Raw genomic sequence first — 11,887 nt, forward strand, 5'->3', positions numbered from 1 at the left:
TTCGGAACGGTCACTTGAGCGGTTTTGCACATGAGAAACGAAATCGAACATGCCTGCCTTGATATTGTGCACAATGTGTGTACGATATCAATGGGGATAAATGGTATCCAATAGATCGGAAACTTCGTATACAAATGGGAGAAGAAAATGAGAAAATGCGTTAGGGTCCTGCTCGCCGGACTTGCGATGGTAATGTCGGTGACAGCGCCTTCGCTTGCACAGACACTGCGCTGGTCATCGGCCGGCGACGTCATTTCGTACGATCCGAATGCCCAGGTCGACAGTTTTACCCAGAGCGTCCAGAACATGGTGTTCGACGGGTTGGTGCGCCGCAACAAGGAAATGGCTATCGAGCCTGCGCTTGCGACCTCCTGGGAGATCGTCTCGCCGACGCGCTGGCGCTTCAAGCTGCGGCAGGGCGTCAAGTTCCACGAAGGTCAACCCTTCAATGCCGACGATGTCGTCGCCACCATCCAACGTCAGATCGATCCCGGCGCGCGCAACCGAGAAAACCTCTCCGCCGTAACCGGCGTCGAGAAGGTCGACGACTACACGGTCGACCTGATCCTGCGCGGACCCTATCCGCTGCTCCTGAACGATCTCGTCGCCATCTACATGATGAGCAAGCCATGGATGGAGGAGCACAATGCCCTCAAGCCCGGCAATGCCTCAACGGGGGTCGTCACCTACGCCAGCAATCATGCCAATGGCACCGGCGCGTTCAAGCTGGTCAGCTACGAGCCGGACTCGCGCTCGGTCTTCGCCGTCAACAAGGAATGGTGGGACAAGCCGCAGCACAATCTGACGGGGGTGGAATTCCGCCCGATCGCTTCGAACGCCACGCGCGTCGCGGCGCTGCTTTCGGGCGAACTCGACATGATCGCGCCGGTCCCGTTGCAGGACATCGACCGGGTCGCCAACACCGCCGGCCTGAAGGTTGTCGAGAACCCGTCGCTGCGCGAGATCTTTCTCGGCTTCAGCTTCCGGCCGGAGCTTCATGCAGCGCCCGGCAAGCCCAATCCGCTGCTGAACGTGAAAGTGCGCCAGGCGCTTTGGCACGCGGTCGACCTGAACACGATCCAGAAGCGTTTGATGCGCGGAAAGTCGCGCACCTCCGGCACACTGGTCGCGCCACAGGTCACCGGCTACGATCAGTCGATCGACGTAGCGCTGGACTATGATGTCGCGAAGGCGAAATCCATGCTGGCGGAAGCCGGCTATCCCGACGGCTTCAAGGTTGGACTGGCCTGTTCCAACGACCGCTACATCGCCGACGAACAGATCTGCCTGGCAATCGCGTCGATGTGGGCCAAGATCGGCGTCGAGGCCGACGTGCACGTCGAAAGCAAGACGACCTATTTCCCTCGAATGGATAAGGGCGATCTCGATATCTATATGCTCGGATGGGCCTCGCTACCGCCGATGGATGGCTACAGCGTGCTGCAAGCCTTGCTGGCGACCAATGACGGCAATTATGGCGGCAGCAACCCCAACGGGCTTTCCAACGCCAAGATTGACCAATTGGCCCGTTCGGCATCGACCGAACTCGACGAGGCCAAGCGGGTGGATATGCTGAAGGCGGCCTTCAAGATCACGCATGATGAGGCCCTCTATCTGCCGCTGCACCAGCAGCCGGTCGCCTGGGCGATGAGCGACAAGGTCGACATGCCGCAATTCCCCGACGAGTATGTGCGTCCCTGGTTCGCGCATATGAACTAGGAAAATGCGCCGGTAAGGCGTGCCCGCGCTTGCGAGGGAGCTTTCGCGGACACGCCTGACTCGGTTGGAGCGCCTGCTATCCGTGGTGGATCGCGAGCTGCTCCAGCGGTGGCGCAAGCCCCGCCTGTCTCGATCCGCGCTTCTTGAAAGGTTTTTCCTGATGATCCGGATTCTATCGGTGCGGCTGTTGCAGGCCATCCTCGTGATGGTTGCCGTAACCGCCATCGCCTTCATCATGTTCCGTTTCGTCGGCGATCCGGTCGCCACGATGGTGCGCGAAGGCGCGAGCCAGGCTGAGAAGGATGCCTTGCGCGTCGCTCTCGGACTCGACAGGCCACTTTTCGTACAGTTCCTCGAATTCGTCGGGCGCGCGCTTCATGGCGACCTCGGCACCAGCTTTCGCTACCAGGAGCCTGTCGTCAGCCTGCTGTTGACCAGGCTTCCCGCAACGCTGGAACTGGTCGTGGTCGCGACCCTCCTGTCGCTGTTCATCGGCATCCCGACGGGGGTTCTCTGCGCCCTGAAGCCGAACGGCTTTCTGTCGCGGCTGATCCAGTCGCTGACCCTCGTCGGGATATCCATGCCGACATTCGTCACCGGCCTGCTGCTCATCCTGATCTTCGCCGTCAGTCTGCGCTGGCTGCCGTCCTCGGGGCGTGGCGAGCTTGTCGATCTCGGCTTCTGGAAGACAGGCTTCCTGACGGCCTCCGGCCTCAAATCGCTGATCCTGCCTTCGATCACACTGGCGCTGTTCCAGTTGACGCTGATCATGCGCCTCGTGCGCTCCGAGATGATCGACGTGCTCTCTTCGGACTATGTCCGCTTCGCCTTCGCGCGCGGTCTGCCCCGCCGCTACATCTACGGCCGTCTGGCGCTGCGCAATGCCTTGATGCCGGTCGTGACCGTCACCGGGCTGCAGATCGGACAACTCATCGCCTTCGCCATTGTCACCGAAACCGTCTTTCAGTGGCCGGGCATGGGGCTGCTTTTCACCAACGCCGTCGGCTATCCGGACATCCCCGTCCTCGCGGCCTATCTGCTGTTCGTCGGCTTCCTGTTCGTCGTGATCAACATGGTCGTCGACATGCTCTACGCATTGATCGATCCGCGGCTGAGGACAAAATGATGGCAACGCAGGTATCTCTGTCGCGCAGGCTTCCTCCCATCTCGGTCATGATCGCTGGCTTGATCCTGGTGACCATGCTGGTGCTGGTGATCTTCGCTCCGTTGATCGCACCCATCGATCCGCGCGATGTCTCCTCATATTCGCTGATCGACATGGAAATCCCGCCCGTGTTCATGGACGGTGGCGATCCGCGCTTCCTGCTGGGCACCGACAATCAGGGACGCGATCTGGTCTCGGTCATCCTCTTCGGCCTGCGCATATCGATGCTGATCGGCGCCGGGGCGGTATTGTTGGCCGCTGCCATAGGCGTCACGCTGGGATCGATAGCCGGCTATTTCGGCGGTATCATCGACAGCATCGTGATGCGGATCGCCGATGTTCTGGTGAGCTTTCCGACGATCCTCGTCGCGCTTCTGATCAGCGGCATAGCCCGCGCGCAATTGAGCGCCGATACGGTCTCGAGCTGGGCACCGGTCATCCTGATCTTCGCGATCGCCGTCAACGAATGGGTGCAATATGCCCGCACCGTGCGGGCCTCCAGCATGGTGGAAATTTCCCGCGACTATGTACGAGCCGCCAAGGTCATCGGTCTTCCGTCCCGCCGCATCATGATGCGGCACATCCTGCCCAACGTGATGAGCTCCGTCATGGTGATCGCCACCATCAATCTGGCGGGCGCGATCCTGACCGAGGCGACCCTGTCGTTCCTCGGCGCCGGCATGCCGGCCACTTATCCCTCGCTCGGCACGCTGATCCGCATCGGCAACGAGTTCCTGTTCTCTGGCCTGTGGTGGATCGCCGTTATGCCCGCCGTCGTGCTGGTCGTCCTGGTTCTGGCAGTCAACATAATCGGCGATTACCTGCGCGATCGCTTCAACCCCAAACTGATGGCGAACTGATGAAAAACACAACGCCACACGCACTCGACATCAGGAATCTGCGGGTCGAATATCCGCTTGCCAACGGCAGCATTCTCGCTGCCGTCGACGACATCGACCTGACGATCCGGCCCGGCGAGATACATGCGCTGGTGGGAGAATCCGGTGCGGGAAAAACCACCGTCGGCAATGCGCTGATGGGTTTGTTGCAGGCTCCCGGCAGGATTGCTTCCGGCACCATCACCATAGCGGGCAAGTCGATCGACATCCGAACCGGTCGCACCAAGGGGATCATTCCAGGCCGTGACGTCGGCGCGATCTTTCAGGATCCGATGACAAGCCTGAACCCGCTTTTCACCGTGGAAAGCCAGTTGTGCGAAGGCATGCTGGCGCATCTGAAGATCGGGCGCCGCGAAGCCAGGGCCCGTGCGCTCGAATTGATGAGAGCCGTCGGCATTCCCGAGCCGGAACGCCGGCTGGGCAACTATCCGCATCAATTGTCGGGCGGCCAACGCCAGCGTGTCGTCATCGCCACCGCACTTGCCTGCGACCCAAGGCTGATCGTCGCCGACGAGCCGACGACGGCGCTCGACGTGTCGGTGCAAGCGCAAATCCTCAAGTTGATCCGCGAACTTGCCGATGATCGCCGCGTCGGCGTCCTGCTGGTTACCCACAATATGGGCGTGGTTGCGGAAATTGCCGACCGGGTCACGATCATGCAGAACGGTTGCGTGGTCGAGAGTGGATTGACACGCGATGTGCTGACGGCGCCCAAGGCGCCTTACGCGCGCACGCTGATCGCCGCCGTTCCGCCGATCGACATTCGCCTTGACCGTCTGCCGGTCCCAAGCGAGGAAACGAAGACGACACTGGAGGCGCGCGAAGCCGTGCGCTCCAAGAACACCGGCACCGCTGCGGGGCGCAACGGCGAAGCCGCGCTGACGGTACGCAATCTTTGCGTGGAATACGGCCAGCGCTCGTTCATCCCGGGCCGCAAGGCATCGGTCTTCAAGGCCGTGAAGGACGTCTCCTTCGAGGTGCGCCGCGGCGAAATCTTCGGGCTTGTCGGCGAGTCCGGTTGCGGCAAGACCACGGTCGCCAACACCATTGCCGGTCTCGTGGCGCAGAGTTCGGGAACCATAGAGTTTCAGGGCACGGCATTGGCCGCCCGTCGCGACAAAACCGTGCGCAAGTCACTGCAAATGGTCTTCCAGGATCCGTATTCGGCCCTCAATCCAAGACTGCGGATCAATTCGGCGATCGCGGAGCCAATCCTGTTCTACAAGCTTGCCTCCAGCACGGCGGAAGCGCGCCTGGACGCCGAGACATTGCTCGAGGCGGTGGGCCTGCCGGCGCAGGCCGGCTCTCGGTTCGCCCATGCCTTTTCAGGCGGCCAGCGCCAGCGCATCGCGATTGCGAGGGCGCTCGGCCCCCGGCCATCGCTGCTGATCTGCGACGAGCCGACCTCGGCGCTCGACGTGTCGGTGCAGGCGCAAATTCTCAACCTGTTGAAGGACCTACGAGATCTTGCCGGGCTGTCGATGCTGTTCATCAGCCACGACCTCGCGGTGATACGGCAGATGTGCGACCGGGTCGCCGTGATGAAAGGCGGCGAGATCGTCGAACTCGCGGATACCGAAACATTGTTCTCCGCGCCCACTCACGAATACACGCGCGAACTCCTGCGCCTCGCGCCTTCGCTCGACCGCATCCTTTGCAGCGAAAAAAGAGAAGCGAGCCTGTGATGGCAGACATTCTGATCAGAAACGGCACCGTCATCGCTGTCGATCCCGATCGGCGGATCATTCCCGATGGCGCCGTAGCCATCGAGGGAGACCGCATCGTGGCCGTCGGCGCTTCGCAAGACGTGGCGCGGGACCATCCGGCGCGCGAGACGATCGACGCCCGCGGCATGGCCGTCATGCCAGGCTTCGTCGACAGCCACGCCCATGCCGGGCACGGGCTGATCAAGACGATGGGCGGCGGCCGCAGCGACCTCTGGTACAGGGCATGCCAAGGTGCCTATACGGTGGGTTCGACGCCGGAATTCTGGCATGCGGAAGCGCAGCTTGCGGCGCTGGAACGCCTGCGTTTCGGCGTGACGACCGGCGTGTCCTTGCTGGGCGGCGGCGATTCGGTCATGCGCACCGACGATCCAGCCTATGGCAACGCCCATATGGAAGGCGTGCTTGGCATCGGCACGCGCTCCGTGGTCGCCGTCGGCACCACGCGCCCGCCGCACCCCCTGACCTATGCACGTTGGGAAGGCGCCAGCCGTGCCGATTATCCAGTGTCATTCGACCAGCAGCTTGCCACCTCGCAAAAGCTGGCCGACCGCTGGCACGGCACCCACGAGGATCGTCTGCATCTCGCCCTGCTGACGCCGACCATGCATCAGGAACATCTTGATGGTCCCGGGGCAGGGGACGCCATCGCGCAATCGCGCAAGGTCAGGCAGATCGCCGAACAGCGCGGCCTGATCTTCACCCAGGATGGTCATACCAAGGGCAGCGTGAAGATCGCCAGGGAGATCGGCATTCTGGGGCCGCGCACACTGCTGTCGCATGCGACCGCCCTGACTGATGAGGAAATAGCGATCTGCGCCGAAACCGGCACGAGCATCGTGCACAATCCGAGCGCCGTGGCCGCCATTCTCGCGCGCTGCCCGGTCACGGAACTTCTCGATGCCGGCGTCGTGGTGGCCATCGGCTCCGATGCGACGGCGCCGGACCGCTCCGCGGACATGTTCCGTCATATGCAGCAATGCATGCACTATCATCGCACCCATTTCCACGATCCGAGTTGGCTTCCGCCGGGCAAGACGCTGGAGATGTGCACCATCGACGGCGCGCGTGTCCTGGGCCTCGACCATCAGGTCGGATCGCTGGAGCCGGGCAAGAAGGCCGATGTCATTCTGGTCGACTTGCGGCGCCCGCATCTCTACCCGGCCAACATGCCGGAATTCCGTGTCACCTATTTTGCCAACGGCAACGACGTCCACACCGTGCTGGTCGGCGGACGCGTGCTGTTGCGCGACCGCAAGCCGGTTCATGTCGATCAGGATGCCGTGCTCGATGCTGCGCAACGGGAGACGGAACTGATGATTGAGCGGCTGGGCCTGCGCGATCTGCTCAGGACCCCGGACCGGTTCTGGCGGCACAGCCGCGACACGGATCTGATCGAATAGGCTTCAATATCGAGACAGTCCCATCAGCGATGCGGAACGGCAGCGATGCACGTTCGGCCGGGCGGCGGCTTCAGGAATTTTTCGCATGGTACGCATCGGCATCATCAATCCCAATTCGACCGTGTCGATGACGGCATCCATCGCCGTCGCGGCGCGGCGAACCGCGCAGGCGGGTACCGAAATCATCGCCATGCAGAACGACAGCGGCCCGGCTTCCATCGAAGGCGCGATCGATGGCGCGAAGGCGGTCCCGGGTCTTCTCGACCGTATCGAAGGGGCCGAGCGCAGTGACGCCGTGGACGCCTATATCATCGCCTGCTTCGACGATACCGGACTCGACGCTGCGCGGATGCTGACGCGCAAGCCGGTCATCGGCATAGGCGAGGCTGCCGCCCGTGTCGCCAGCATCGTGGCGAGGCGCTTCACGGTGATTACCACCTTGCCGGTTTCCGTTCCCATTCTCGAGGACAATCTGGTTCGCTACGGCCTTTCGCCATTCGCCACCGTGCGGGCGAGCGGCGTTCCCGTCCTGGCGCTGGAAGCTAATGGCGAGGCGGCCTTGTCGATCATCAGCGAAGAAATCCAGGAGGCGCTGCGGGTCGATCGTGCCGACGCCATCGTGCTTGGCTGCGCCGGCATGGCCGACATGGCGAGGCGACTGGCGAGCCTTCACCGTGTCCCGGTCGTCGAAGGGGTGTCGGCGGCTGTCAGGCTCGCGGAATTGCTCGTCGGCCTGGAGCTCCGTCCCAGGCAGGATGCTTTCGCCACCTCTCGGCGGAGCATGACAGCTTCGCTCGCCGCGGCAACCTGCCCGGCTTCCACCCTTGGCCTGTCGGGGGGCTGATGCCGATGATCGAGCGCAGACTTTTGGGCGTCATCGTCGCCTGCATTCCATTGATAGCGTTGGGGCAGAACATGAATGAGACAAGGCTTCACTCGGCTGCGGCAAATGACGATGTCTCCATGATCAAGATGCTTGTTTCCGAGGGAGCCCGGATCGACGCGCGCGACGAGAACGGCCGCACGGCTCTTCTCGTCGCGACCCACGGCAACAAGGTCAGCGCTGCCAGGACTCTCATCGAGGCTGGCGCGGACGTCAACGCCAAGGACGATATCCAGGATAGTCCATATCTCTACGCCGGCGCGCGCGGGCATCTCGATATCCTGAAGATGACGCTTGCGCACGGCGCCGACCTGAAGAGCACCAATCGCTATGGCGGTACCGCGCTCATTCCCGCTGCCGAACGCGGACATGTCGAGACCGTCGGCGCGCTGATCGATGCCGGTATTGATGTCGATCACGTCAACAAGCTCGGCTGGACCGCGTTGCTGGAGGCCATCATCCTCGGCGATGGCGGGCAGCGTCATGTCGAGATCGTGAGGCGGCTGATCGAGGCCGGCGCCAACGTCAATCTCGCCGACAAGGACGGGGCGACACCGCTGCGGCACGCGCGCAGGAACGGCTATGCGCAGATGATAACCCTGCTGGTGCAAGCGGGCGCCAGATGAACAGCGCGAAAATGTCGATGACCGCGCAGCCTGCAACCGACAGGCAATGGACCCTGCTTGCCCTCGTCGTGCTAATCGGGATCAACCTGCGTCCCTTTCTGACGGCGCCGGGACCGATATTGGTCGATATCGTGGCCGACACCGGGATGGGCTATGGCAGCCTGGCCATGCTGACGCTGTTGCCGATGCTGCTGATGGGCCTCGGTGCGTTCGTTGCACCGGGTATCCAGGCGGCCGTCGGAACGCGCCGGGGCCTGCTCGCGGCGCTAACGGTGCTGACAGCGGGCTCGCTGCTCAGGCTTGTCGTGCCCGGCGGCCTGTCGTTGATCCTGACGGCGGCACTTTGCGGGGCGGGGGTGGCCTTCATCCAGGCCGCGTTTCCGGGGATCATCAAGGCAAAGTTCCCGACCAGCACACCCGCCGTGACCGGCCTCTATTCCTGCATGATCATGGGCGGTGGGGCGCTCGGCGCACGTCTGGCGCCCCTGCTCGTCAACAACGGATACGACTGGCGGGCAGCCCTTGCCTGGCTCGCGGCTCCCGCCGCCATTGCGCTGTGCGCGGCATTCCGCGTCCTGTCCGACGCCAAGGCTTCAAGACCCGATCGCGCCTTGACCGGTTTTCTGCTTCGCCGCCCACGGACCTGGGTTCTGATGGCGGCCTTCGGCTTGGTCAACTCCGGCTATTCCTCTATGGTCGCCTGGCTTGCGCCCTACTACCAGGCGCAAGGATGGAGCAGTGCCGCCAGCGGCAACCTTGTGGCCGTGATGGCCATTTGCCAGGCGGCTTCGGCCCTGGTGCTGCCTGTCCTGGCGCGTCGAGGCATCGACCGCCGTCCCTGGCTCTGGCTGACGCTGCTGCTGCAGGCGGCGGGCTTTGCCGGACTTGCGGTTTTTCCCGCACTGTCGCCCGTTCTGTGGGTGGGGATATGCGGGGCCGGTCTTGGCGGAAGCTTCTCGCTTGCAATCGTCACGGCGCTCGATCATCTGCCGCGGCCGGAGCAGGCGGGCGCGCTGGCTGCGCTGATGCAGGGCGGCGGTTTTCTGATCGCCGCGCTTGGTCCATTCGCCACCGCGCTCCTGCATGGCTGGAGCGGGAGCTTCAGCAGCGGATGGATCATGCATCTCGGCTGCGTGACCGTCACAGCGTTTCTCTATCTGCACTTCAACCCAAAACGGTACGCCGACGTCATGAGGGGCTCGGAACAAGAGCAGTGCGAAATGGTAGTTTAACGAAGCGGAATGCAAGTTCTGAACTCAATGACGACGTACGTCTCCGCGGGGTGAGCAGCAGGCGCTTGCGCCGCATCTCGGCCGTGGAGATCGGCTCTGCCGGATCATCGGGGCCGGGTTGGCGCAGACGACGATATACCTCCTGCAGCTCATCGTCGCCGGCTATGCGCTGTCCAAGCGCCCGCCGGTCGCGCGCTCTGTACTTCCCCTCCTCGGCCGACAGTTCTCCATCCGCCAAATCGCAATTGGGGTTGCAGGCGCCCAGACAACAGCCGGGCCGATAAAGTCACACGCCATCGTTGCGAAACTACACAAACATCATCACGATGATCGCTCCGATAACTATCAGGACAAGCCCACCGATAAGCATCGGCAGCAGAGTGTTGTCCGGGTCGATATCAGAATCAATGTCCTTTGTGACCTGTTGATCATTCTTCTTTGGTTCAGCCATGGCCCATCTCACATCCGAGCAAAAACAGCGCGCGTCGAAGCCGCGCAACACTATACGGTCTTGCGTGTCGCCCCGGTGCGAACGGGTGGTATCTGACCGCCGAGGAAGTCTTCGGGCATCAGTGTGATGTCGGCGAGCGTGTAGCGGTCAAGGACGTTCAGGAAGGAGGCTGTCGCTTCGTCAAACATGCCTGAAAGCTTGCAGGAGGCGGTTAGCACACACCGGTTTCCGGTCGCGAAACATTCGACCAGCGCGAAATCCGGCTCGGTTAACCGCACGACATCGCCAATCCGGATCATCTCAGGCCGGCGCCCGAGAATGAGACCACCGGAACGGCCGCGGATTGCCTTCATATAGCCGCCACGGGTCAGGGTGTTGGCGACCTTGTTCAGATGCGTCTTCGACACGTTGAAGGTGCGGGCAACCTCCTCGATCGTTATAAGCCGGCTACCGGCGGCGGCAGTGTACATCAGCATCCGCAATGCATAATCCGAAAAGCTGGTCAGCCGCATGAATCACGGCTCCCTGTCGATCGCCGTGCATTGTAGGAACCACTCACAAACCGGTCGTGCATCACAAGTCTCTCTCGACGATAGGTTCGATGCCGATCGTGGTCTCGCCGCGGTTGAAGGCGATCGCGAGACGGAAACTGTGAGCAATTCGCAGCGCGCGATCCATAAAAAGCGTCGCCACCTCGGCCGGGCAAATGCGACGCACCGTTGTCCGAAACAATATTAGCCAGCGACGGAAATGCGCCGCGCCGAGGCCGGCTATGACCAGGTGCGGCGGCAGTGGCCTGCCGTCGTATCGGGATGTCCGAAGTAGAGTAGCGGACCAGAAGTCACACATCTTCGCCAGATGCTGCGGCCATTTATCTGGCTCGATCCGATCGTGGAAAATGGGACCGAGAAGGTCATCACGGCGAATTTCGTCATAAAACCCGTGGACTACACTGCGGATCATTGCCTCGTCGAGTATGTTGGGCAATGGCACGCCGTCGACCACGATTGTTCTCTTGCTTCGACCGTTCGCGGTCATTCCGAAGCTCCTGTTTTCTCCGACGCAAGCTGGCTGAAGCCTTGGTTCGCTCTTCGATGTGATCCTCTATATAAGATATATTGTCAATCTATCTTATTGCGTGGCAAGACGCCGTGGTGCCGCACCAGAAATGGGTCTGTCCGACCAAGCGGCGAATGACGAGCCCCTGAATCCTAGGCATTTCCGAACTGCCTGGACATCACCCCAGGCCCGAGGCCGGAAGTATCTAAATTGGCGGGGAATTCCCGATGTGGCTCAGTTTCGAGAGTCGCTAACGCCTCATCAGATGACCGTGCCAGCCGGAGTCGCTCCCGAACCTGAAGTGCGATCTACGACAACGGCAAATCCTTCACGACGGAAATCCTGGCGTCCTCAATTCGCACTCCACTCCATGTCAAACAGGCGGCGATCGCAGGCGCGGATGTCGCGACCGTACCACCAGCGATACTCAGAAACCTCGCCAGACATCCACTCACCGACAAGGGCCTCAAGTCGTTTCTTGCCGACTGGGGAAAGACTGGGCAGGCGATCTTGTAGTTGTGCGCAGTGGAATCGCGGAGGGAAAGCCATCATGAAAACTGCACTCAACTATCGATTAAATTCGTTTGCATGATGTCCGCGAGAGCGGGAGACTGCGGTCTGAGCCACTCAGCCCAGTACATGACGCAGTCGGAATGTCGGCGCGGATAATGCTGAGAATCTGAAGGCGCACTAGCCAGGCAGAAGGTACCCCGAAGCAGTGTGCCG

The 11,887-nt window shown here is 62.0% G+C and carries 11 protein-coding genes and 1 pseudogene; 9 read left to right on the forward strand and 3 right to left on the reverse strand.

The annotated features are described in order from the left end of the window. Window positions 1-147 precede the first annotated feature (147 nt). The 8 genes from FJ428_RS19420 to FJ428_RS19455 all read left to right on the forward strand — a co-directional run bounded on the left by FJ428_RS19420 (window position 148) and on the right by FJ428_RS19455 (window position 9,651). A complete protein-coding gene (locus FJ428_RS19420) occupies window positions 148-1,719 on the forward strand; it encodes an ABC transporter substrate-binding protein (RefSeq protein WP_140763908.1) in 1,572 nt (523 codons plus the stop codon). Between the two features lie 160 nt (window positions 1,720-1,879). Next, a complete protein-coding gene (locus tag FJ428_RS19425) occupies window positions 1,880-2,845 on the forward strand; it encodes an ABC transporter permease (protein WP_140500709.1) in 966 nt (321 codons plus the stop codon). Beyond that, the gene (locus FJ428_RS19430) at window positions 2,845-3,744 is read left to right on the forward strand and encodes an ABC transporter permease (RefSeq protein WP_140518197.1); all 900 of its coding nucleotides are present in this window, start codon (window positions 2,845-2,847) and stop codon (window positions 3,742-3,744) included. The genes FJ428_RS19425 and FJ428_RS19430 overlap by 1 nt, the downstream gene beginning before the upstream one ends. Further along, window positions 3,744-5,468, forward strand: coding sequence for an ABC transporter ATP-binding protein (locus FJ428_RS19435; protein ID WP_140879973.1), 1,725 nt, complete (start codon window positions 3,744-3,746; stop codon window positions 5,466-5,468). The genes FJ428_RS19430 and FJ428_RS19435 overlap by 1 nt, the downstream gene beginning before the upstream one ends. Beyond that, window positions 5,468-6,910, forward strand: a complete 1,443-nt coding sequence (locus tag FJ428_RS19440) for an amidohydrolase family protein (protein ID WP_140622675.1) — start codon at window positions 5,468-5,470, stop codon at window positions 6,908-6,910. Before FJ428_RS19435 ends, FJ428_RS19440 begins: the two co-directional genes overlap by 1 nt. Before the next feature lie 85 nt (window positions 6,911-6,995). Then, a complete protein-coding gene (locus FJ428_RS19445) occupies window positions 6,996-7,754 on the forward strand; it encodes an aspartate/glutamate racemase family protein (RefSeq protein WP_140622677.1) in 759 nt (252 codons plus the stop codon). A gap of 5 nt (window positions 7,755-7,759) precedes the next feature. Beyond that, the gene (locus FJ428_RS19450; protein ID WP_140622679.1) at window positions 7,760-8,419 is read left to right on the forward strand and encodes an ankyrin repeat domain-containing protein; all 660 of its coding nucleotides are present in this window, start codon (window positions 7,760-7,762) and stop codon (window positions 8,417-8,419) included. After that, window positions 8,416-9,651 carry a cyanate transporter gene (locus FJ428_RS19455; protein ID WP_224519095.1) on the forward strand — a complete coding sequence of 412 codons (1,236 nt, stop codon included), beginning with the start codon at window positions 8,416-8,418 and terminating at the stop codon, window positions 9,649-9,651. Before FJ428_RS19450 ends, FJ428_RS19455 begins: the two co-directional genes overlap by 4 nt. Before the next feature lie 307 nt (window positions 9,652-9,958). Here FJ428_RS19455 and FJ428_RS30325 read toward each other — a convergent pair whose 3' ends face one another. From FJ428_RS30325 to FJ428_RS19465, 3 genes are all read right to left on the reverse strand, one after another. After that, window positions 9,959-10,102, reverse strand: a complete 144-nt coding sequence (locus FJ428_RS30325; RefSeq protein ID WP_181165452.1) for a hypothetical protein — start codon at window positions 10,100-10,102, stop codon at window positions 9,959-9,961. 50 nt (window positions 10,103-10,152) lie between these two features. Beyond that, complete coding sequence (locus FJ428_RS19460) at window positions 10,153-10,614, reverse strand: Rrf2 family transcriptional regulator (RefSeq protein ID WP_140518192.1); 462 nt, start codon at window positions 10,612-10,614, stop codon at window positions 10,153-10,155. Window positions 10,615-10,675: 61 nt separating this feature from the next. Then, entirely contained in the window at window positions 10,676-11,140 is a 465-nt protein-coding gene (locus FJ428_RS19465) for a group III truncated hemoglobin (protein WP_140567969.1), read from the reverse strand. 327 nt (window positions 11,141-11,467) lie between these two features. Here FJ428_RS19465 and FJ428_RS19470 point away from each other — a divergent pair. Next, window positions 11,468-11,677, forward strand: a pseudogene (locus FJ428_RS19470) (transaldolase family protein); the annotation flags it as partial. Window positions 11,678-11,887 lie beyond the last annotated feature (210 nt).

The sequence above is a fragment of the Mesorhizobium sp. B2-8-1 genome (genome assembly GCF_006440955.1).
Lineage (GTDB): Bacteria > Pseudomonadota > Alphaproteobacteria > Rhizobiales > Rhizobiaceae > Mesorhizobium.